At 58.3% G+C, this 22,606-nt stretch carries 20 protein-coding genes; 18 read left to right on the forward strand and 2 right to left on the reverse strand.

Translation table 11 applies throughout. The features are described 5' to 3' along the window. Positions 1 to 20: 20 nt before the first annotated feature. A complete protein-coding gene (locus ACP7BN_RS01760) occupies positions 21 to 329 on the reverse strand; it encodes a hypothetical protein (RefSeq protein ID WP_426201100.1) in 309 nt (102 codons plus the stop codon). Here ACP7BN_RS01760 and ACP7BN_RS01765 point away from each other — a divergent pair. The 15 genes from ACP7BN_RS01765 to ACP7BN_RS01835 all read left to right on the forward strand — a co-directional run bounded on the left by ACP7BN_RS01765 (position 303) and on the right by ACP7BN_RS01835 (position 19,545). Beyond that, positions 303 to 2,954: an ATP-binding protein gene (locus ACP7BN_RS01765; RefSeq protein WP_426201101.1), complete on the forward strand. Its 2,652-nt coding sequence runs from the start codon at positions 303 to 305 to the stop codon at positions 2,952 to 2,954. The genes ACP7BN_RS01760 and ACP7BN_RS01765 overlap by 27 nt on opposite strands. After that, positions 2,941 to 4,134 (forward strand): EAL domain-containing response regulator, encoded by a 1,194-nt coding sequence (locus tag ACP7BN_RS01770; RefSeq protein ID WP_426201571.1) that lies wholly within the window; start codon positions 2,941 to 2,943, stop codon positions 4,132 to 4,134. Before ACP7BN_RS01765 ends, ACP7BN_RS01770 begins: the two co-directional genes overlap by 14 nt. A 77-nt stretch (positions 4,135 to 4,211) precedes the next feature. After that, on the forward strand, positions 4,212 to 7,430 hold the full coding sequence (locus ACP7BN_RS01775; RefSeq protein WP_426201102.1) for an ATP-binding protein: 3,219 nt from the start codon (positions 4,212 to 4,214) through the stop codon (positions 7,428 to 7,430). Positions 7,431 to 7,467: 37 nt separating this feature from the next. Further along, positions 7,468 to 8,115, forward strand: coding sequence for a response regulator (locus tag ACP7BN_RS01780; RefSeq protein ID WP_426201103.1), 648 nt, complete (start codon positions 7,468 to 7,470; stop codon positions 8,113 to 8,115). Positions 8,116 to 8,283: 168 nt separating this feature from the next. Continuing rightward, positions 8,284 to 8,868, forward strand: coding sequence for a fimbrial protein (locus ACP7BN_RS01785; protein WP_420650955.1), 585 nt, complete (start codon positions 8,284 to 8,286; stop codon positions 8,866 to 8,868). A 70-nt stretch (positions 8,869 to 8,938) separates the two neighbouring features. Next, the gene (locus tag ACP7BN_RS01790; RefSeq protein ID WP_426201104.1) at positions 8,939 to 9,688 is read left to right on the forward strand and encodes a fimbrial biogenesis chaperone; all 750 of its coding nucleotides are present in this window, start codon (positions 8,939 to 8,941) and stop codon (positions 9,686 to 9,688) included. A gap of 75 nt (positions 9,689 to 9,763) precedes the next feature. Further along, entirely contained in the window at positions 9,764 to 12,319 is a 2,556-nt protein-coding gene (locus ACP7BN_RS01795) for a fimbria/pilus outer membrane usher protein (protein ID WP_426201105.1), read from the forward strand. Between the two features lie 124 nt (positions 12,320 to 12,443). After that, on the forward strand, positions 12,444 to 14,306 hold the full coding sequence (locus ACP7BN_RS01800; protein ID WP_426201106.1) for an ABC transporter ATP-binding protein: 1,863 nt from the start codon (positions 12,444 to 12,446) through the stop codon (positions 14,304 to 14,306). A gap of 184 nt (positions 14,307 to 14,490) precedes the next feature. Beyond that, complete coding sequence (locus ACP7BN_RS01805) at positions 14,491 to 16,665, forward strand: TonB-dependent siderophore receptor (RefSeq protein WP_426201107.1); 2,175 nt, start codon at positions 14,491 to 14,493, stop codon at positions 16,663 to 16,665. 78 nt (positions 16,666 to 16,743) lie between these two features. After that, positions 16,744 to 16,944 carry a hypothetical protein gene (locus tag ACP7BN_RS01810; RefSeq protein ID WP_426201108.1) on the forward strand — a complete coding sequence of 67 codons (201 nt, stop codon included), beginning with the start codon at positions 16,744 to 16,746 and terminating at the stop codon, positions 16,942 to 16,944. Positions 16,945 to 17,063: 119 nt separating this feature from the next. Beyond that, positions 17,064 to 17,504 carry a tryptophan-rich sensory protein TspO gene (gene tspO, locus ACP7BN_RS01815; protein WP_426201109.1) on the forward strand — a complete coding sequence of 147 codons (441 nt, stop codon included), beginning with the start codon at positions 17,064 to 17,066 and terminating at the stop codon, positions 17,502 to 17,504. Positions 17,505 to 17,619: 115 nt separating this feature from the next. Further along, positions 17,620 to 17,967, forward strand: coding sequence for a metalloregulator ArsR/SmtB family transcription factor (locus ACP7BN_RS01820; protein ID WP_426201111.1), 348 nt, complete (start codon positions 17,620 to 17,622; stop codon positions 17,965 to 17,967). 34 nt (positions 17,968 to 18,001) lie between these two features. Beyond that, positions 18,002 to 18,472, forward strand: coding sequence for an arsenate reductase ArsC (locus ACP7BN_RS01825; protein WP_426201113.1), 471 nt, complete (start codon positions 18,002 to 18,004; stop codon positions 18,470 to 18,472). Between the two features lie 12 nt (positions 18,473 to 18,484). Then, positions 18,485 to 19,183: an arsenical resistance protein ArsH gene (gene arsH / locus ACP7BN_RS01830; RefSeq protein ID WP_426201115.1), complete on the forward strand. Its 699-nt coding sequence runs from the start codon at positions 18,485 to 18,487 to the stop codon at positions 19,181 to 19,183. Positions 19,184 to 19,194: 11 nt separating this feature from the next. Further along, positions 19,195 to 19,545: a hypothetical protein gene (locus tag ACP7BN_RS01835; RefSeq protein ID WP_426201117.1), complete on the forward strand. Its 351-nt coding sequence runs from the start codon at positions 19,195 to 19,197 to the stop codon at positions 19,543 to 19,545. A gap of 28 nt (positions 19,546 to 19,573) precedes the next feature. Here ACP7BN_RS01835 and ACP7BN_RS01840 read toward each other — a convergent pair whose 3' ends face one another. Next, positions 19,574 to 20,467, reverse strand: a complete 894-nt coding sequence (locus ACP7BN_RS01840; RefSeq protein ID WP_426201119.1) for a transcriptional regulator GcvA — start codon at positions 20,465 to 20,467, stop codon at positions 19,574 to 19,576. 109 nt (positions 20,468 to 20,576) lie between these two features. On the opposite strand from ACP7BN_RS01840, the gene gstA reads away from it, so the two are divergent. The 3 genes from gstA (at position 20,577) to ACP7BN_RS01855 (ending at position 22,546) form a co-directional block, all read left to right on the forward strand. Then, entirely contained in the window at positions 20,577 to 21,188 is a 612-nt protein-coding gene (gene gstA, locus ACP7BN_RS01845) for a glutathione transferase GstA (RefSeq protein WP_426201121.1), read from the forward strand. A 123-nt stretch (positions 21,189 to 21,311) separates the two neighbouring features. After that, the gene (locus ACP7BN_RS01850) at positions 21,312 to 21,908 is read left to right on the forward strand and encodes a paraquat-inducible protein A (RefSeq protein WP_426201123.1); all 597 of its coding nucleotides are present in this window, start codon (positions 21,312 to 21,314) and stop codon (positions 21,906 to 21,908) included. Then, positions 21,905 to 22,546 (forward strand): paraquat-inducible protein A, encoded by a 642-nt coding sequence (locus tag ACP7BN_RS01855; protein ID WP_426201125.1) that lies wholly within the window; start codon positions 21,905 to 21,907, stop codon positions 22,544 to 22,546. The genes ACP7BN_RS01850 and ACP7BN_RS01855 overlap by 4 nt, the downstream gene beginning before the upstream one ends. Positions 22,547 to 22,606 lie beyond the last annotated feature (60 nt).

Raw genomic sequence — 22,606 nt, forward strand, 5'->3', positions numbered from 1 at the left:
CCTCCGGCCTTTTACCCACATTACATGCGAACAATTGGCCCGAGCGATAAGACGATTCTTAAATGAACTGGCTCCAGCACTTTAGGAATCGTCTGATACACATCCAAACCTACCCTCATTAGGGTAACCAGATGAAACTGAAGAACTACCTTCACCAGATAAATCCCCTCCTCTCCACACCAAACGCTGCGCGACGATTGTTGCGTATTTTCGGTGTGGTCTTGCTCGTCGGCATTCTGAGCGGTGTCTACAGTTTTTTGCTGCTGACGTTCAATGCCGAAGTGTCGCGCAGGCGCAGCCTTATGAGCAGTGCGATCGCTGAAGCCCACACGTTTTTCACCACGCGCGAGGCGCTGCTCGAGAGCCTGAGCCTGTCGGCCATCCGCCAGTCCAATGGTTCGAAACAGCTCGTCTCGCCGGAAGAAGTCCGTCTATTGCTCGGCACCACGCGCGGTAAGCAATGGAGCATCTGGCTTACCGAGCGGATCCGGCAATACCTGACCAGCAAGCAGGTCAATCTGCTGTACGTCAGCAGTGGCAACGACCTTCAGGTGAAAAGGCTTTATACGGCCACCCCGATACGCGCTGATTTCCCTCAAGCGATGCTCGATCGCTTGCAGGCATTGAAACGCGACAACAGCAATGCGATGGACGAACTGTGGTTGACCGAACAATCGCCCAGCCATTCGCAGCTTTACATGTTTATCCGGCTCGATGCGCAGGACCTCGACTCCGGCTGGCTGGGTCTTGAGATGGATGGCCGCGAAGTCTCGCATGCGCTGGATGATCAAAGCGCCGGGCAGTTCATGATGTTTCACCCCAACGGAATGTTGGTGTTCAGCAACAGCCAACCTGTACAGCTGTGTCGCAATCTCATGCAAATGCAGCGGCAGAATTTCTTTGGCTTTGTCGGCAGAAACTGGCTGCCCGAAAATCTGGTGATGCGCAAACAACTGAAGTTTTCCGACTGGCAGTTGGTTTACTCGATCGATTTACAGGATGTGCTGATCGCGCTGTGGCCGCGAGTGGGTGGCGCCCTGCTGTTTTGCCTGTTCAGCATCAGCATGATGTGGGTTGTGATTCGACGCCTTGAATACCGCTTTATTACGCCCACCATCAGTCGCATTCAGGCGCTGGTCGAAAGCGAACTGTTCAGCAGCGACGTGATCCAGACCGCACCGGTTGCGCTGTGCGTATTGCGTCGGGCCAACGGCCAGGTGGTGCTGGAAAACACCTTGTCAGAGCAATGGCTGGGCCCAAGTGGTGAGCGTGAGCGTCTTAGCCGGCGCTGGATCTACCAGGCGTTCGACGAGATGAATCCGCAAGTCACCGATTACTTCGAAGCCGCCGACGGACGCCACCTGTACCTGAGCTGCGCGCCCACTCGTTACAAGGGCGAGGACGTGTTGCTCTGCGCCTTCAGCGACATCAGCACGCGCACTCAGATTGAAGAAGCGCTGGATCAGGCGCGGCAAATAGCCGATGCCGCAAATGAAGCGAAAACTCTGTTCCTGGCCACCATGAGCCATGAAATACGCACGCCGCTGTATGGCGTGCTGGGCACCCTCGAGTTACTCGCCCGAACCGAACTGAATGCGCAGCAGACCGACTATCTGCGCACCATTGAAGGGTCTTCCGCAACGCTGTTGCAATTGATTTGCGATGTGCTCGATGTGTCGAAGATCGAAGCCGGGCAACTGGCGCTGGAACTGACGGAGTTCAGCGTGCTTGAACTCGTCCACGAGGTGATTCAAGGATACGCCGCAGCCGCCCATGGCAAAGGTCTGGATTTGTACGCCGTGATTGATGCGAAGTCGCCGGAGCGGGTGATCGGCGATGTGTCGCGCATCCGGCAGATTCTCTACAACCTGCTGAACAATGCGCTGAAATTCACCGATGCCGGCCGCATCGTCCTGCGTGTGAGCGTGCTTGGTCGGGACGGTGAACGCACCAACCTGTTGTGGCAGGTTTCGGATACCGGCAAAGGCATTACCGAGGAAGACCAGGCGCAAATCTTCGAACCCTTCTATCAGTCGCGTGGCCACACTAACGTGATCGCTGGAACTGGACTGGGGTTGCCGATCTGCCAGCGTCTGACCCACTTGATGAACGGAAGCATCCGCGTGGTCAGCGAACCCGGACTCGGCAGCAGTTTTTCTCTGGATCTTTCGCTGGAGCAGCCTGTGCATTCGGCCCTGCCGCATGATTTGCCGGCATTGCCGTCGAAAGTGATTTTCGTCGTCTCGCCCGTTCGCGAACTGGCCGAAGCCATCAGCGGCTGGCTACGCCGCTGGGGTGCTCGCCCTCAGTTGGAACGGCCATCACCCGGCATGAAAAACCAGCAAGCCGTATTGCTCGAACTGCACCCCGGTCGCTTTGACAAGCGTCTGGTCCCTGAATGGTCAGGACCGCTGGTGTTGGCCACCGGTGATGGCTTTAACGAACCGCAACCCGGCTCGGGCGGTTGGGCAGTCAACATCAATCACTTGAATGCCATTCGCCAAGCGCTCGGCCGCGCCCTAGGGTTGCCTGCCATCGAACCGGACACGGTAAATCCCCAACTGCAGATGAAAAAACTGCATCTGCATGTGCTGGTGGCAGAGGACAACGTGATCAACCAATTGATCCTGCATGACCAACTGCACGAACTGGGGTGCACGGCGGAGCTGGCCGGCAACGGCGAGGAAGCCTTGGCGATGTGGCACGCGGGACGCTTCGATGTTGTGTTGAGCGACGTCAACATGCCGAAAAAAAACGGCTACGAATTGGCTCGCGAGTTACGTCGTCTGGGCTGCAAGGTGCCGATCATTGGTGCAACTGCCAACGCCATGCGCGGCGAGGAAGCCCTCTGCCTGGCGGCTGGGATGGACGATTGTCTGGTTAAACCTTTCACGTTGCAGGCTCTGCACAACCAACTGGCGCCCTACGAAAGAATCCCCAATGAAACCACTTAGCATCCTGATCGTTGAAGATCATCCATTCCAGCAACTGTATCTACAAAATCTGTTAAGTGAACTCGGCGACTTCGACTTGGCATTTGCTGAGGAAGGCAGCGCGGCACTGGACTGTCTGAAGCGCCGTGACTTCGATCTGGTGTTGACCGATTTGCTCATGCCGGGCATGGACGGCGTGCAGTTCATTCAGGGGCTGGCAGCTTCGGGCTCACGACCTGCGCTGGCAATCATGAGTGTCGCGTCACGTCGGATGTTGACCAGCGCCAGCCTCGCCGCGCGCAATCTGGGCGTGCGCGTCATCGGTCTGATTTCCAAACCGGTCAAGAGCCACGCCTTGCGCACCCTCACGGACCAATTGGGCAATCTGCGCCAGGCTATCGCGCTCCTGCCCCAGGCCGGTCCGAAAATCGATCGCCCGGGCATTCTCGCCGCACTGGACAATGGTCAATTGCAGGCATGGTTTCAGCCAAAAAAGTCGCTTGCCAATGGCCGGATCGTTGCCGCTGAGGCATTGGTGCGCTGGATACATCACGAGCACGGCGTACTGTTACCCGGAACTTTTCTGCCGGCGCTCAAGGCGTTCGACCTGGAAGAATCCCTGCTTTGGCAAATCCTCTCGCATACGATCAAGGCACAAAAGTTGTGGGGCGCGAAAGGCTATGCGATTCCCGTATCCATCAACTTGCCCACGCACCTGCTGAACAGCCCGGATCTGGCTGACCGCATTCTCGATTTTGTCATTGCGCAGCACGGCGTTCCGGCGATGATCTGCTTTGAGCTGATGGAATGTTCGATGCCCGATGACATCAGCAATTTTTACGCCGGTGCATGCCGGTTACGGATGAAGGGGTTCGGTCTGTCGCAGGACGACTTCGGTCAGGGCTACAGTTCGTATATGAACCTGGTCTCGACGCCCCTTACCGAACTGAAAATCGATCGGGCGCTGGTGCACGGCTGCAGCGAAAACGAGGAGTTGGCCCAGGCTCTCACCAGTATCGTCGCACTCGGCCTTCAGCTTGGCCTGACGGTGGTGGCAGAAGGCGTCGAAACCGCACGAGAACTGGCCCTGCTGCGTAAAATCAACTGCACTCAGGTACAGGGGTTTCTCATTTCGCACGCAGTGTCGTCATCCGTGTTTCAGCAGTTGCTGATTCAGGACGGCCCGGCTGTTGCTGACTGACCCTTGCGTACAATGGTGTTTTCATCGGAGGTGATGGTGCCCACAGTCTATCGACGCAGTTTCAGCAGACCTGCCCAATGACGCACGCGAACGCGCTTTTGCAGAAACTGACCAGCAGCTCACTACGGATGAACAAGGGTCTGGTGGTGCTGTGCGGCCTCGCATCGATACTGGTCGGCCTGACTGCCTGGGGCCTCAATCGCATGATTGAGGAACAGCGTGACACGGTGCGGTTTCACTTCGCGCGTCTGATGGAAAACATCGAGGAACAGGAAGTCTTTCTCAGTGCGCTCGCCACTCAAAGTGCCAAAGGCTTGCCGCTGGATACTCATCAGTTGCGCATGATTGTGGAGCAAGCGCTACCCGCAGAAGGACAGGAGATCTTCAAAGGTCAGGAGCTGCCGCTCTCCCTGCCCTTCAGCGTGAACATCAATCCGCTATCGATTCATCGCAGTGAACGACACAAAGTCTTTGCATTGGGTGCGCACCTGGCCAGTTACTACAGCGCATTCTGGTCGGCATCGTATTATCAGTCACCTCAGGTATTCCTGTTCAACATGCCGAACAACTTTGATATCACCGTACCAGCGGTGGGCCAGTTGCGCGGTGCCGGTCAGATCCAGGGCGGCGAGTTCCAGCCTGTGATGAAGCAGGTGCGGGAACGACTGCATGCCTCCAACTCCAGCCCGCTGGACAATCAAGTCCACTGGATACGTTATGGCTCTGCATCGAATGAGGCTCAACCGCCTACGGTTCTGGGCTACGTCAATATCGAATTGCCTGCGGCGCAATTGGCCATCGACGGCGCCAGTGCATGGGTGGTCGTGGCGTCGCTGATGAACCTGAACCAGATCAACGACATCGAGCGCATCATGAAGTGGTCGATTTACGACAGCTTCAGCCTGACCGCGCCCAACGGCAGCCTGTTGATCGGCAGCGGGCAGCTCGACCGTGCGTTGAGCGAGGGGCTGCACGTGCGCCTCGATGGTCTGGTGTTCAAGATTTCCAGTGCCGGCCCGCAACGCTGGACCGCCGTGTACGTCATCGGCTTCAAGAGCTTCATTGACTACGCGTGGCGGCCGTTGCTCGGCGTCTTGACGTTGATGCTTGCCACTATCGCCGGCGGCCTGGCCTTCAACCGCTGGTACAAAATCCGCGTGGTGCTGCCAGCCCATCAAGCGCACCGGAGCATTGCCGAAAGCCAGGCATTCAGCCGCGCGGTCATCGACGCTGCACCCACCGGGCTGTGTGTGGTGCGTTGCAGTGATCATCAGGTAATGCTGGAAAACCAGCGCATTCTAGAGTGGCAACCAAGCGACCAACTGATCGCCGCTCTCGACCAGAAACACCCATTGACCAGCCCCGGCCAGACCGACCTGGAAATTGACGGTCGCCATCTGCATGTGGGAGTGGTCGGCGCTCGCTACCATGGCGAAGATGTGTGGATCTGCGCATTTCATGACGTCACCCGGCACATCGATGATGCCGCAGCACTGGAGCAAGCCTTGCGTGCAGCCGACTCGGCGAACGAGGCGAAAACGCGCTTTCTCGCGACCATGAGCCATGAAATCCGTACGCCGCTGTACGGTGTACTGGGTACGCTCGAACTGCTGGGTCTGACCGATCTGGGGCCGCGTCAACAGGAATACTTGCGCACCATTCAGCGCTCTTCTGCCACCCTTTTTCAACTGATCAGCGACGTGCTCGACGTGTCAAAAATCGAATCCGGGCAAATGACCATCGAAGCTCAGGACTTCTGTCCGCTAGAGCTGACCGAAGACACCTTGCGCACCTACAGTGCGTTCGCAGAGGCCAAGGGTTTGCAGCTTTATGCGTGCATTGATTCGTCGATACCGGACCGGGTGCAGGGCGATCCGCTGCGCATCCGGCAGATTCTGAATAATCTGCTGAGCAACGCCATCAAGTTCACCGACAACGGCCGCGTGGTCTTGCGACTGCGGCTACTGGATCTCCACGCCGGTGGCGCCAATCTGCAATGGCAGGTCAGCGATTCAGGCATCGGTATTTCCCAGGCCCAGCAAAGCCAATTGTTCGACCCGTTCTATCAGGTCCGCGATGCCTCCAGCGAAGGCGGTGCCGGCCTCGGCCTGGCCATTTGCTGGTGGCTGTGCGAACTGATGGCCGGGCAATTGAAGGTGGTCAGCGAACCCGGACTGGGCAGCAGTTTCTCGCTGCAATTGCATCTCGCTTGCGCACAAGGTCAGTTGAGCGATTGCCCCGAATTCGCACCTGATGCGCCGCCGCTTTACGTACAGGCCCCGGCACCGGAACTGGCGCAACATGTGTGCAACTGGTTCAGCCGGTTGGGGCAGGAAGCGCGCATCCTCGGCCCGGACGCAAAACAACTGCCCGGCACTTCAGCGCTGTTGCTGGATGTGCTGCCGTCCGCGCAAACCGCATGGAGCGGCGCACGCGTGATTGCCACCAGCGCCGGGGCCAACCCGGCGGAGTACACCGCCGAGGGCTGGTCGGTCGATGCGCACGATATCCGGGCGATGGCCTGGGCGGTCAGCTTCGCGCAACAAGGCGTGGGCGAGCACAGCCGCACTGCGCTCACGGAGCAAGCCCGGCGGCTGGATCTGAATATCCTGATTGCCGAAGACAACCCGATCAATCGGGCAATCATCAAAGAGCAACTGGAAGCGCTCGGTTGCACGGTTGTCGCCACCGCCGATGGCGAACAAGCCCTGCACCAATGGCTGCCAGGCTTGTTCGACATGGTGCTGACGGACGTAAACATGCCGGTGATGAATGGCTATGAACTCGCCATAGCGCTGCGCGAGAACGACGCCGATCTGCCGATTATCGGCATCACCGCCAATGCCCTGCGCGATGAAGGCGAACGTTGTGCAACGGTCGGCATGAATGCGTGGCTGGTCAAGCCATTAAACCTGCAGACACTGCGAACGCAACTGCTCAAACATTGCAAAGTCGCCGAAACTTCGCCGGCGGCCGATCCTCACAGGCCCACGCACGTCAAGCCTGGCTTTGATCAGCCGCAGTTGTCAGCAAAAATGCGTGTCTTGTTTTTCAGCACCATGCAGCAGGACATCGACAAGGTCACGGCAGCACTTCAAGAGAACGACGCGGCGGCACTTGGCCAACATCTGCATGGCATGGCCGGAGCTTTGGGCGCCGTGCAGGCCGGCAGCCTGGCAGACGCGTGCATCAACCTTGAGAGCCGCCTCGATGGTCACCCTCTCACTCCGGCCTTGGCTACAGAGATCAGCGCTATGCTGGAGCGACTGGCAGCAATGCTCGACGCGTTGGCGTAATCCGTATGCATTCAACAATAAACAGGGAACGCCGAACATGGCAAAACTCAACGTCGTGATCGCCGATGATCACCCCATCGTATTACTGGGCGTACGTGAGCTGATAGAGCGCGATGAGCGATTTCGCGTCGTGGGTGAAGCGGTTTGCTCGAACGAGCTGATCGAGCTGCTCAAGCGTCAAGCGGTCGACCTGGTGATCACCGACTTCAACATGCCCGCCGACTCGCCTTACGGCGATGGATTGAAACTGGTGGAATACCTGCTCAGGCATTTCGCTGATGTGAAAGTCCTGGTACTGACCATGATCTCCAGCCCGTTGATCCTGACGCGCCTGTATGAGTTGGGCGTCGTCGGAGTCATTCAAAAAAGCCAGTTGCATGACGAAATTCAATTGGCGTTGATGGCTGTGGCGCAAGGTCGCCCGTTCAACAGCGCCAAGCCGACGCCAACGTGCGTGATGGAACCGAATGTTGCGCTGGATGAAAGGCTGTCGCGGCTGTCGCCCAAGGAATTCGAAATCTTGCGCATGTTTGTCGCCGGGCAGAGCGTCACCACGATTGCCCGCAGCCTTAACAGAAGTACAAAAACCATCAGCACGCAGAAGATTGCGGCCATGCGCAAGCTGGATGTTTGCAGTGACCAGGATCTGCTGACGTATTGCCTGGAAACCAATGTTTTCAACTAATGGTTCTGCGAAATACACCCAGTAGCGTGATCGGCCTCTTGAGATTACGCAACTATCCGAATCCAGCCCGGACTCTAAGAATCGTCTGATGGGCACCCCATCACACCCGTTTTATATTCTCGGTCGTGTTTTAGAACACAACTTATCTCCGACCTGATGGATATTGAAATGAAAAAGCTTTCGCTGACTCTGCTGACACTTTCCATGCTCGCTGTGGCGGGTCAATCCTTTGCCGCTGAAACCCCGACCAAAGCGGGCAGCGGCACTATTAACTTCACAGGCACCATCAACAATGACGCCTGCTCGATCGAAGACGCAGGCCCGGGTAAAACCATCTCGGTAGCGATGGGCGACGTTTCCATCAAAGACATGGGCACCGCGGCTGCACCGAAAGGCAGCGGCAAGTTGAGTGTCGAAAACTTTGATATGAAAATCAACTGCAACGCCGGTACAAAAGTAGCGATGATCTTCGAACCGACCAAGAGCGGTGGTTCGGGCATTTTCCCCGGCACTAAAGTGCTTAATTTGATCCCGGGTGTGGGTGCAGCGAAAAACATCGGTATTGCATTGCTCGACGCCCAGGGCGAGCTGATCGACCTGAGCTCCCCGACCGCCGCCAGAATTGAAAACAACCTGCAGGATGGCGACACCACGCTGAAATTCTCTGCCGCTTACGTGACCACTGCCGATCCTAAAACGGCAGTTGCCGGCCGTGGCGATGCCACCCTGCCGTTTACTCTGCAATACGAGTAATCGAGGCTCCGGGCTGACATTGTGCGGGACGTGATCGTCCCGCCTTTTTTGAATATCAGGCGGTTTACCCATGTTAATTCGTCATTTCCTTTGCGTATGTCTGGGCTTGCACTGCGCGTTGATCACGCCTCAAGCAGGTGCCGGTATCTCATTAAGCGCGACCCGACTTGTGTTCGATGGTGAACACAAGGAAGCCAGCATCAAAGTCAGCAACAATGGCGACGACCTGTTGATCCAGTCCTGGATTGATAACGACGCTGGCGACGCTGTGCCTTTCGCCGTGACCCCGCCGTTGGCAAGAATCCAGTCCAGGGAGCAGCAACTGCTGCGGGTGATTTATGAAGGCACGGGCATGCCCACCGACAGAGAATCAGTGGTATGGCTCAACGTGCAGGAAATCCCGCAAACAGCCAAGAAAGAAAACACCCTGCAGTTGGCTGTACGCCAGCGTATCAAAGTGTTTTTCCGGCCTGCCGGCCTTGCAGCGAAAGCTTATCTCGCTCCGACACAACTGCTGTGGCAAATACATGAGCAAGGACGTCACGCCACATTGACGATCAGCAATCCAGGCCTCTATCACGTGTCCATGTCAGACGTGACTGTTCGCTCAGGTTCCACAAATGAACTTCTGGTCGACTCAATGATGATTGCACCGGGTCAAAGCAAAACCCTGAAACTTAAACTTGCAAGCGCCTCGCATTATTCATTGTTGAACTTCTCCAGTATCAACGACTACGGCGCGCAAGATCGCTACACGGCGATGCTCAATCACGATAGCGCAATCAGCGCCAAACCAGCGCAATCAACTGGCGAAGAGTAACTCGCGCGTCGCGACACCACCTGATTTTAATAACTAATTAATCTTTTTGTCCTCTGTAGCAATATAGGGCTGGGCATGTATTTATTCCCACGCGGCATTTTCAACTTTAATCCTCCACATTGCCTTGCAATCAATCCGGGATTAAACGCGCTGTATCTGGCGATAATCGTTGGCGTGCCCCAACTTGCGAATGCAAGCGAGTCGGTCGTTCTAACGAACCAGGGACAAGATAACCAATTCAACACCTCGTTCCTGCAGGGTGTCGGGTCGTCTGTCGACCTGGATTTGTTGTTGTCGGCCAACCGCGTATTACCCGGCAATTACCGGGTTGACGTTTACAGCAACGAAGTCTTGGTCGGTCGCCGCGATATCGATTTTCGTCGCGTTGAAAAAACCGGCCGGGTTGAAGCCTGTCTGACCCTGGATATGTTGCAACAACTGGGCATCAATATGAGCCGACTGGAAGCAGCCGGCCAGTTGCAACCCGGCGTGCCTGAGGCCTGTTACGACCTGCCGAGCCTGATCGATCAGGCCAAGGTCAATTACGACCCTGCGCGGCTGCGACTGTCGATCAGCGTGCCGCAGGTTGCCATGCAACGCGGGATGCACGGTTACGTGGATCCTGCGCTGTGGGATGCCGGCGTGTCTGCCGCGTTCATCAACTATCAGTTAAGTAGCAACCGCAGAAACACCGACAACGGCACGACGATTTCGAACAATCTCGGGCTGCGTAACGGCGTCAATCTGGGCGCCTGGCGCCTGCGTAATGAATCGAACTTCAGCAGCCGCACCGGCCAGCCCAATACCTTCCACAGCAACCGCACTTATCTGCAGCATGACGTGACCGCGTTGAAGGGTCAGTTCAGCGCCGGCGATATTTTCTCCGACTCGCAACTGTTCGACAGCGTGCGTTATCGCGGCCTCAAGTTGAGCTCCGATGAAGGCATGCGCGCCGACAGCGAGCGCGGCTATGCGCCGGTGATTCGTGGCGTGGCCGAGAGCAATGCGACGGTCGAGATTCGGCAGAACGATTACATCCTTTACACCACCAACGTGCCGCCCGGCCCGTTCGAGATCAACGATATTTATCCCAGCGGCTCCAACGGTGATCTGCAGGTGACAATCATCGAGGCCGATGGCCGTCGGCGCGAAACCGTACAGGCGTTTTCCAGCCTGCCGATCATGGTGCGTCAGGGTCAGATCAATTACAGCGTTTCGGCCGGCAAATACAAAAGCAACAGCGAAGGACTGGCCTCGCCGCAGTTCATCAGTAGCACCCTGGCCTACGGCATGAGCAGCAACATGACCGGTATTCTCGGCGTGCAGACCAGCGACAACTTCAATGCGATGTCGCTGGGCATGGGCCGTAACACCTCGTTCGGCGCGGTGTCGTTCGATGTCACCCACTCTTCCAGCCAGGCACGTGGCCAGACCACCCAGGGCAACAGCCTGCGGATGCTCTACGCGAAAACTTTCACCGGCACCGACACCAACTTCACCCTCGCCGCCTATCGCTACTCCACCGAGGGTTATCGGACGTTGACCGATCACATTGAAGATGAAAGTGCCACAGAGCAACGGCGCGGCAACTCGAAGACGCGTACCGACCTGACCGTGAGCCAGAGCCTTGGCCGCGACCAGCGATTCGGCAACGTGTACCTCAATGCCACCGACCAGCGCTATTGGGGGCGTGGCGGATCGCAAAGTCTGTCCGCCGGTTACAGCAACAACTGGCGCGATATGACGTACAACCTCGGCGTGATGCACACCAAGGATGTCGGTAATTCCGGGCCGTCGAACAACGACACTCAGCTAAGCCTGTCGCTGTCATTCCCGCTGGGCTCGACGCCTCGCGCACCGCGCGCATTCCTCTCGACCACCAGCCAGAAATCCGGCGACAACACCCAATTGGGCGTGAATGGCTATCTGTCGGAGAACAGCGACACCTATTACTCGGTTCAAGCGGGCAACAACAGCACCAGCGGCAATTCGGGATCGGCGAGCATCAGCACGCGTAATTCTTTTGTCGACGTCAACGCCGGCTACAGCCAGGGAAGCGGCTACACCTCGCAAAACCTCAGCCTGGCGGGTTCGGTCGTCGCGCATGCCGGCGGTATCAACCTGGGCCAGACCCTCGGCGAAACCTTCGCCCTGGCCGAAGTGCCGGACGTACCGGCTGGCGTCAAGATCGGCAGTTACAGCGGCACCGAAACCGGCCGCAACGGTTTTGCCGTGATCCCCAACACGCAACCCTACCGGGTCAACTGGATCAGCCTGGACACCCGCGACCTGGGCGCTAATGTCGAGATCGAAAACGCCACCCAACAAGTCGTACCGCGCCGTGGCGCAGCGGTTCTGGTGCGCTACCTTTCGCAGACCGGGCGCCGGGTACAATTCGAGCTGTTCGACACCGCGCACAATCGCTTGCCGTTTGGTGCAGCGCTGGAGGATGCGGCGGGGAAACAGATCGCAATTACCGACCCTTCCGGCAAAGCTCTGGCCCTGGTGCAAGACCAGAGTGCAACGCTGACGATTAAATGGGCCGGCAAGCAATGTCAGGCGACCTACTCGCTGCCTCCGCGCGATGAGGCACTTAACTATGAGCGAGTCGCGCTGACCTGCATGCAGTAGTGCTGACTCCGGGGGCGATCAGATAGACCCCGGAGGCATGGAGCGGGGCTGGCTACACGCAATTTCTTCGAGATGTCTTCGTTCAATGGCAGAATCCCTCAACCTGCCCTTTTCGGAGACCACAATGCTTCGCGTGTTTGAACGAAGACTCGACCCATTCCCCCCCGACGAAACGCCGCCACCGCCCGACGGCCTGATGCGCTTTCTGTGGGCCTGCACACGCGGTGCGCGCGGTTATGTGCTGCTGCTGGCGCTGTTGAGTGCCAGTGTGTCGATCTACGAAGCCTGGCTGTTTTCCTTCCTCGGGCAAGTGGTGGATCTGCTCTCGACCTGGAAGGCCGGCGGCGATATCAACGGGCAGGAAGAACGTCGAGTACTGTGGGGTATCGGCATTGTGTTGCTGACCAGCATCGGGCTGGTGGCGCTGCGCACCATGGTTCAGCACCAGATTCTTGCGATCAATCTGCCGCTGCGGCTGCGCTGGGATTTCCATCGGCTGATGCTGCGGCAAAGCCTTTCGTTTTTCTCGGATGAGTTCTCCGGCCGGGTCACGACCAAGGTGATGCAGACCGCACTGTCGGTGCGCGAAGTGCTGTTCACCCTGATCGAAATCGCCCCGGGCATCGGCGTTTACTTCATTGCGATCATCGCGCTAGCCGGCGCCTTTGACCTGAAACTGATGCTGCCGTTTCTTGGCTGGATCGTCTTGTTCGGGCTGGCCATGCTGTACTTCGTGCCTCGCCTGGGCAAAGTCGGCCAAGAACAGGCGCATGCGCGATCGTCGATGACCGGACGGATTTCCGACGCCTATACCAACATCACCACTGTGAAACTGTTCTCGCACTCCAAACGTGAGGCGCACTTTGCGCGCGCGGCGATGGAGGATTTCAAACAGACCGGTTTCAAGCAGATGCGTCTGGTCAGTCAGTTCGAGATCGTCAATCAGGCGCTGGTGGTCGGGTTGATCCTTGGCGCTGGCGGCTATGCGCTGTGGCTGTGGCATCAGGGCGAAGTCGGCACCGGTGCGGTGGCGGCGATTACTGCCATGGCGCTGCGCATCAACGGCATGTCGCACTGGATCATGTGGCAGATGACGTCACTGTTCGAAAACATCGGCACCGTACAGGACGGCATGGCCACCCTGACCCGCGGCCCGAAGGTGCAGGATGCGCCGAACGCCGGCGTGCTGGTGCCCGCGGGCGGCGCGGTGACTTTCGACAATGTCAGCTTCAATTACAACGGTGAACGCCAGGTACTCGACGGCCTCAACCTGAACATTCGTGCGGGCGAAAAAATCGGTCTGGTCGGCCGTTCCGGTGCCGGTAAATCCACGCTGATCAATTTGCTGCTGCGTTTCTATGACGTAAACAGCGGTGAAATTCGCATCGACGGACAGAATATCGCGCAAGTGACTCAAGACAGCCTGCGCAGCACTATCGGCATGGTCACTCAGGACACTTCCCTGCTGCACCGCTCCATTCGCGACAACATTGCCTACGGTCGCCCGGATGCCACCGACGCCCAGGTGCGTGCTGCTGCGGCGAATGCGCAGGCCGCCGGTTTCATCGAGCAACTGAGCGACCAGAATGGCCATACCGGCTATGACACGCTTGTTGGCGAGCGCGGTATCAAACTTTCCGGTGGCCAACGCCAACGCATCGCCATCGCCCGGGTGATGCTCAAGAACGCGCCGATCCTGTTGCTCGACGAGGCGACCAGCGCGTTGGATTCCGAGGTCGAAGTGGCCATTCAGGAAAGCCTCGATGAAATGATGCAGGGCAAGACCGTGATCGCCATCGCCCATCGGCTGTCGACCATCGCGGCCATGGATCGGCTGATTGTGATGGATGAGGGCTGCATCATCGAACAAGGCACCCACGCTGAATTGCTGGCGAAGAACGGCACCTACGCGCGGCTGTGGCAGCATCAAAGCGGTGGTTTTCTGGGTGAGGAGCAAGGCGTGGCGGAGACGCTGGATCAGGCGTAGGCGCTCCACCGACGTAAATGCCCTCAAAGCTTTCGCTTGAGTTCATCAGGCGAAAGCGCCAGTTCCCGCTTCCAGTTCACATTTTTTTCACGAATGCCTTTGTCACTGTAAAAAACCCTGACACAATTAATAGTAATGATTCGCATTAGCTCCATTACTCTTAGTTAGAAGTCAGGAAGTAATCATGTCGCGCCCCGCCTCGCATTGCCGTTTCAATCCGTCACGCAATCTCCTGTCCATGGCCGTCTGCATGGCGATCATCACTCCGGCACTGGCCGAAGAAGGCAGTCCGGTCCAGGACAGCGCCCCGCCAGCCGTCCTCGAACTCGGCGCGACCGCAATCACCTCGAATCAATTGGGCAGCACCACCGAAGGCTCCAACTCCTACACCACCGGCACCATGGCCACCGCGACCAAGTTGCCGCTGACCTTGCGTGAAACGCCGCAAGCCGTGACGGTCATCACCCGCCAGCGCATGGACGATCAGGCGATGACCAGCATCAACGACGTGGTCAAATACACGCCGGGGCTGTTCCTGAATTTCTCCAGCGGTCCCGGTCGCCAGTCGTACACCGCGCGTGGTTTCGACATCGACAACATCATGTACGACGGCATTCCCAGCGGCTACAACGGTGTAACCGTGGGCGCCCAGCCGAATCTGGCGATGTTTGATCGGGTAGAAGTTGTGCGCGGCGCCACCGGTCTGGTCACCGGCGCAGGCAACCCTTCGGCGGCGATCAACATGGTGCGCAAACGCCCACTGGCCGAGCAGAAAGTCACCCTGACGGGCGCAGCCGGGACCTGGGACAACTATCGCGGCGAAATCGACGCCTCCAGCCCGCTGAATGACAGCGGCACCCTGCGCGGTCGAGTAGTCACGTCTTATCAGGACACAAACAGCTTCATCGATGACGTCGAGGAACAACACGATCTGTTCTACGCCATCACTGAAGCCGACCTGAGCGAAGACACCACGCTGACCCTGGGTTTCTCGCACCAGAAAGACAAGACCAACTACTTCTGGGGCTCATCGATGATCGGCCAGGATGGCCATCACCTCGACCTGCCGCGTTCGTACAACCCGGGCACCAAGTGGGAGAACAAGGATCAGGAGATCAACACGCTGTTCGCCGAGGTCCGCCAGCAACTGGCCAATGACTGGAAGCTGCAGGTCAACGCAAATTACTCCGAACAGAACGCGCTGTTCTCCGGTTCCTATCAGTCGCGCTGGGTCAACAACACGCTGGCGCGCACTGTTTACCAGTCGGCCCACGATGAAAATCAGGCAGGTCTGGACGCGTTCTTCAGCGGTCCATTCGAAGCATTCGGGCGTAGCCATGAACTGGTGGTCGGCGCAAGCAAGCGCATCTACGACATGACCACCCACAACTACGACCCGTACGACACCAACTGGCCGATCAACGCCGGCAAGCCGAACTTCACCCACACCGACAACACGCGCGAAGTTACCACGCAGGACGGTTTGTACATGACCACCCGCCTGAGCCTGGCCGATCCGCTCAAACTGATTCTCGGCGGGCGTCTGGACTGGTATGACTACGACAACCGTGATGGCGATGGCGACTACAAGGTCACGCGCAACGTCACGCGCTACGCCGGTCTGATCTACGAACTGGACGAGCATCACTCGCTCTACACCAGCTACAGCGACATCTTTACTCCACAGAGCAACAAGGACACTTCGGGCACACCGGTCAAACCGATTGCCGGCAAAAACTACGAAGTCGGCATCAAGGGCGAATACCTTGACGGCGCGCTGAATGCCAGTTTCGCCGTGTTCCGCGTGGATCAGGAAAACCGCGCGGTGCAAGTGTTCGTGCCAAATTGCCCGCAGTCTGCCTGCTATGAAAGCTCCGGCGAGATCCGCAGCCAGGGTATCGACTTCGAACTGCAAGGCGCGCTCACCGACAATTGGCAGGTCGGCGCTGGCTACACCTACGCCCGCACGCACACCATCAAGGACCAGGAAAATCCGCAGAAGATCAACAAACAGTTCGACACCGATACCCCGGAGCACCTGTTCAAACTGACCACCACCTACCACCTTCAGGGTCCGCTGGAAAAACTGCGCGTGGGCGGCAACATCTTGTGGCAGAGCCGCATGTACAACGACATCGAACTGGCTGATGGCAGCAGCAACCGCCTCAAACAAGGCGCCTACGCGGTTACCGATCTGATGGCCGGCTACCGCGTCAACCAGCACCTGGATCTGCAACTGAACGCCAACAACATTTTCGACCGCAGCTACTACTCGTCGATTGCCACCACGGCGGATTACGGCGGCGACAGTTATGGCTCCCCGCGCAACATGATGCTGACTGCCAAGTACAGCTTCTAAACAGCTTCAGCGCAGGGACGCGCTCGCACCAGGCAGTTCGCGTTGTAAGCTTGCGGCATCAGCCCGAGAGTTACCGAAATGCCGAAGAAGCCACCGCAAAGCCAGACCCCCACCGCCGCCGAAATAGAGCGCTCGATCCAGGCGCTGAACAAAATGGCCGAGCGCTTGTGGGGTGATGGCCGCGAAGCCGAAGCCAAAGCCCTTCTCGATGCGCTGGATGCGTTGAACCGCGCACTTGACCGCATCAGAATCGGCGAGAGCCGCAGAGTCCTGCACTGAGAGTCGAGAACAAGTCTCGCCTCGATCCAAACTTTTCCGCTAGCGAAACGGTCTGTGTCTTTAAGACTGCCGACATGGCTTTTCAAAAGCGGACAGCTGATTTCAGCTAAGGACTGGTGATGACTTTCTTTATTTTCCTTCTGGCCTGCGCTGCTGCGGCAACCACCGGCGTGATGTTCAAACCGGGCGACTGGTATGAAGCGCTGGCCAAACCGAGCTTCACGCCACCCAATTGGTTGTTCCCGGTCGCGTGGACGACAATCTACCTGCTGCTCGCCTGGGCCGGTTACCGGTTGAGCTTGATCCCCGGCAGCCAGACAGTTCTGGCGTTATGGGCCGCACAGATTGCGCTGAATACGCTGTGGACACCGGTGTTCTTCGGCGCCCACAAGATTTTCGCGGCGATGGTGATTTTGGCCGTGCTTTGGCTGGTGGTCGCGGCGATGGTGGTGTTGGCGTTGCAGCTGGACGTGATCACCGGTTTGATCCTGTTTCCTTATCTTGCCTGGCTGTGCGTCGCAGCTGCGTTGAATTTTTCGATCCTGATCAAGAACCGCTGAGGACAGGTTTCGGGCGGGGGATTCAAGCGCCCCGCCCCCCATTCGCAAATTCAAGCTTGCTCACAACATATGGATATCCGTATATTCGGCCATCCACATGTAATGAGCCGCCTACGTGATCACCCCTCCCGAACTCTTCAAAAGCCTGGCTGACGAGACCCGCGTGCGCGCCACACTGCTGATCGCCAGTCAGGGTGAACTGTGCGTATGCGAGCTGATGTGTGCACTCGACGACAGTCAGCCAAAGATCAGCCGTCACCTCGCGCAACTGCGCAGCAGCGGTCTGCTGCTGGATCGGCGTCAGGGCCAATGGGTTTATTACCGCCTCAACCCGGCGCTGCCAGAGTGGGTGCAGCAGATATTGCAGCTGACCGCGCAAGCCAATTCCGAATGGCTGCACAGCAACGCTGCGCGCCTGCAAAACATGGATAGCCGTCCTGTCCGCGACGCAGCCTGCTGCTGAATCCCTAACCTGCGCCCACGCGCAAGGAGCATTTATGCGAGTCCTGTTCATGTGCACGGCCAACAGTTGCCGCAGCATCCTTTCAGAAGCCATGTTCAATCACCTGGCACCCCACGGTTTCGCAGCCGTGAGCGCCGGGAGTTTCCCCAAAGGCCAGGTCCTGCCGCGCAGCCTCACCACGTTGCAGCAGGCCGGGATTTCCATCGACGGTTTGCACAGCAAGGGCAATGACGCTTTCGCGGACAACCCGCCGGATGTGGTGATCACCGTCTGCGACAAGGCTGCGGGCGAAACCTGCCCGGTGTATTTCGGCCCGGCGCTGAAAGCCCATTGGGGGCTGGAAGATCCGTCCGACGTGATCGGTGACGAAGCGCAAATCGACGCGGCTTTCCGCGCCACATTGGCGCGCATCGAGCAGCGCTGCACAGCCTTCCTCGGGCTTCCCTTCGATACGCTAAGCCGCGAACAACTCACGCTAGAGCTGGCCCGAATCGGCACACTTTAAGGAACACTTTTCATGTCAGAGCACCTGCCCAATCTCGATCTGAGCCTGTTCGAAGAGCCACGAACGCCGAATCCTAGCGAGCACAAACCGCGCATGCTGTTGCTGTACGGGTCGACTCGCGAGCGCTCGTTCAGCCGCCTGCTGGTCGAAGAAGCGGCGCGCCTGCTGGAACACTTCGGCGCTGAAGTGCGCATCTTCAATCCGTCCGGTCTGCCGCTACCGGATGACGCTCCGAATACGCATCCGAAAGTGCAGGAACTGCGCGAGCTGGTGCTGTGGTCGGAAGGTCAGGTGTGGTGTTCGCCGGAACGCCATGGCGCGATGTCCGGCGTGTTCAAGGCGCAGATCGACTGGATACCGCTGGAACTCGGCGCCGTTCGCCCGACCCAGGGCAAGACGCTGGCGGTGATGCAGGTGTGCGGCGGCTCGCAGTCGTTCAACGTGGTCAATCAACTGCGCGTGCTCGGCCGCTGGATGCGCATGTTCACCATCCCCAATCAGTCCTCGGTGCCCAAGGCTTTCATGGAGTTCGACGACGCAGGCCGGATGAAGCCTTCAGCCTATTACGACCGGGTGGTCGACGTGATGGAAGAACTGGTGAAGTTCACTGTGCTGCTGCGCAACAATCAGGATTTTCTGGTGGATCGCTACTCCGAACGCAAGGAAAGCGCCGAGCAACTGAGTGCGCGGGTGAATCAGCGCTCGATCTGAGGACGAGCAACTTGCCGCTCGTCCTGTGCGCTGCACCTTTGGCGTCGACAATCTTCCAACGCAGTACACCCCCTCGCACGGAAGATTTGATGATGAACAAAACAATCGCCGTTCTCACGCTCGCCGGGCTGCTGTCGTTCTGTTCGCTGTCGGTGCTGGCGGCCGACAAATCCTCGGCGGGATCCGCCGCGCCACCGAGCGGGATTCCCGGGGTCGATCAGGCTCAAGGCTCGGAATCCAAATACGACAAGGCCGATAAAAAAGGCGAAGAAGCCTCCGGTAACAACTCTGGCGCTGAATCGCACGAAACGGCAAAAGACGCCGCCACCTCAAGCGATTCCAAAGACGCAAAAAAACCCTGATTCATGTAGGCCTGTCTATCCGACAGGCCTACATGTTCACGCGGCTGAGTAACCAGTTTCTGAATGCCGTGATTTTCCGGGACTCAGCCGTGGCATGTGGCGCGACCAGGTAAAACCCCGAGTCTGACTTCAAGCGCAGATCAAACGGCGCCACCAGCCGGCCCGCGCGCAAGTCGTCTTCCACATAGGTGGAACGACCAATGCAAACGCCCTGCCCGTCCACCGCCGCTTGCACCGCCATCAGCGCCAGATCGAACGTTAGACGCGCATCCTTCGCCGCGAGATGCGGCTGACCGGCAGCGCTTAGCCAATTGCTCCAGTCATTGCCGGTCACACCGTTGACTTGCAGCAGCGTGTGATTAGCCAGATCGGCCGGGGTTTGCAGCGCATTCGGCCCGGCGAGCAAGCGCGGGCTGCACACCGGGAAAATCTCGTCGGACATCAACCAGTCGGCGCGCAGCCCCGGCCAATTGCCGTCGCCGTAACGAATCGCCGCGTCGATGCCACCCTTGCGAAAATCTGCCAGCTCGGTGAACGCGCTGATGCGCACATCAATCTCGGGATGCGCCTCGCGAAATGACGGCAACCGCGGCAACAGCCATTTCGACCCCACCGACACCAGCGTGCTGATGGTCAACACGCTGTGGCTGCTCGACGCCTGTAACTGCTCGGTGGCATGGCGCAATTCATGGAACGCCGCGCGCACGCCAGGCAGATAAACCTGGCCCTCATCGGTCAGCGCCAGCCCGTCCTTCAAACGCATGAACAGGCGCACGCCGAGCTCATCTTCCAGTCGCCGAATCTGGTGGCTGATCGCAGTTTGCGTGACGTTCAGCTCTTCGCCGGCCTTGGTAAAGCTCATGTGTCGGGCGGCGCATTCGAACGCGCGCAATCCATTGAGCGAGGGTAATCGGGTGAGCATAGGCAGGCTTCGATCCATGAGATTTTGTCATACGCTAGCACCCTAGATGTCCTTTGCGAAGCGCCGCAGCGTTGGTGGATGCTGAGCCGCATCATTCAAAGGAAATCCCATGAAACTGTACTTCGCCCCCATGACCTGCTCGCTGTCGCCGCACATTGTTCTGCGTGAACTTGGCTTGCCGTTTGAACTGATAAGGGTCAACAACCAGACCAAACGCACTGCCGACGGCCGCGATTTTCGCCAGATCAATCCGAAGGGCTACGTGGCGGCGCTGGAATTGGAGAATGGCCAAGTGCTGACCGAAGGCCCTGCGATTTTGCAGTTCCTTGCCGACCTTATGCCCAGCCGAGCTTTGGCGCCGGCCGCTGGTACCTGGGCGCGCTCGCGGTTGCAGGAGCATTTGAATTTCATCAGCTCGGAAATTCATGGCGGCTGCGCGCCGTTATTCAGCGCTGATCTGCCGGAATCATCCAGGAAGATGTTTCAGCAAAAACTGTTCAAGCGTCTGGATTATCTCAATCGAATTCTCAGCACTCAGGCGTACCTGATGGAAAGCTTCAGCGTGGCCGACGCTTATCTGTTCACCGTCCTCACTTGGCTGCCGGCGTTCAACATCGAGATCAACGACTGGCCAGCGCTGGCGCTGTACATGAAGAGAATCGGCGCCCGACCGAGCGTACTGGCCGCCATCGCCGCAGAAGCCGCAACGCAGCCGGTTTGAGTCTCCCGGCTGCGGCTTGCCGATAAAGCGGCCATCCGGCAGACCAAAGGCACGCGCGGGTTGCCGAATGCCGCAGCGCTTCTATATTAAAGGCAGCCTTTGCCCTTCATCCTTGAGCGCCCCATGGCCACGACTGATCACTTGATCATCTGCGAGCACTGCGACTGCGTGTACGAAAAAGTCCCACTCGCCAAACATCAGAAGACTATATGCGTGCGTTGCGGCGGCGTGCTGCAGCGCTACAACGGACTGACGGTGCAACAACGGCTGGCGTTGACCTTCACCGCGAGCATGTTGTGGCTGTTCGCCAATTTCTACCCGGTGATGAGCATCAGCCTGCAAGGCATCAAGAACAGCGCGACGTTGTGGGATTCGGTACTGGCGCTGAGTCAGGGGCCGATCACCTTCATCGCGATGGTCGCGGCGATCTCCATCATTATCGCCCCGGCCTTTCAACTGGTGCTGCTGACCTGGGTGCTGGGCTTCGCCCTCGCCTCACAGCGCTCGCCGGGATTCAAGACCTGCATGCGCTGGCTGGAGACGCTGCGCCCGTGGAGCATGCTCGAAGTGTGCCTGCTGGGCGCGATGGTCGCAGTGTTCAAACTGGCCGGGATGCTCGACGTATTGCCAGGCATCGGCTTGTTCGCGCTGGCGGCGCTCAGTCTGTTGCTGATCCGCATTGCCGGGCGCGATGTGCGCGACCTGTGGGAGATTCTATGAGCCGGCCACCAACCGCCCCCGAACTCAATCTATGCCTGTGCCACAGCTGCGGACTCGCCTGCGACATGACCGGAGAACCGCAGCAGTGCCCGCGCTGCGACGCTGATTTGCATCGTTACAAAACCAATTCACTGGCCAGAACCTGGGCTTACATGTTCACGGCGCTGGCGTTTTATGTGCCGGCCAATCTGCTGCCGGTGATGAACACCGTAATGCTCGGGAATGGCGCCGACAGCACGATCATGAGCGGCGTCATTGAGTTCTGGCAGCACGGCGCGTGGGACATCGCGCTGATCATTTTCATCGCCAGCATCGCCGTGCCGGGCATCAAATTCGTGGCGCTGACGCTGCTGCTGATCACCGTGCAGCGCAACAGCAACTGGGCACGGCGCGAGCGCTCGAAAATGTTCCGCTTCGTTGAACTGATCGGCTATTGGTCGATGCTTGATGTGATCGTAGTAGCACTGGTGGCGGCGCTGGTGAAGTTCCAGGCGCTGGGTGATATCGAGCCGCGCGTGGGCATTCTGTTTTTTGGTCTGGTCGTGGTGTTCACCATGCTCGCGGCGATGAGTTTTGATCCGCGATTGATCTGGCAGGATGCGCCGGATGAGCTTGGCGAGCCGCAACCGTCAACCTGAAGCCACGCAATAAACCGTGACAAAGCCACCTCGGTGAAACCACCTCAAGACGTATACTCT

The organism is Pseudomonas sp. TWP3-1 (assembly GCF_049896625.1).
In the GTDB taxonomy this organism is placed as follows: domain Bacteria; phylum Pseudomonadota; class Gammaproteobacteria; order Pseudomonadales; family Pseudomonadaceae; genus Aquipseudomonas.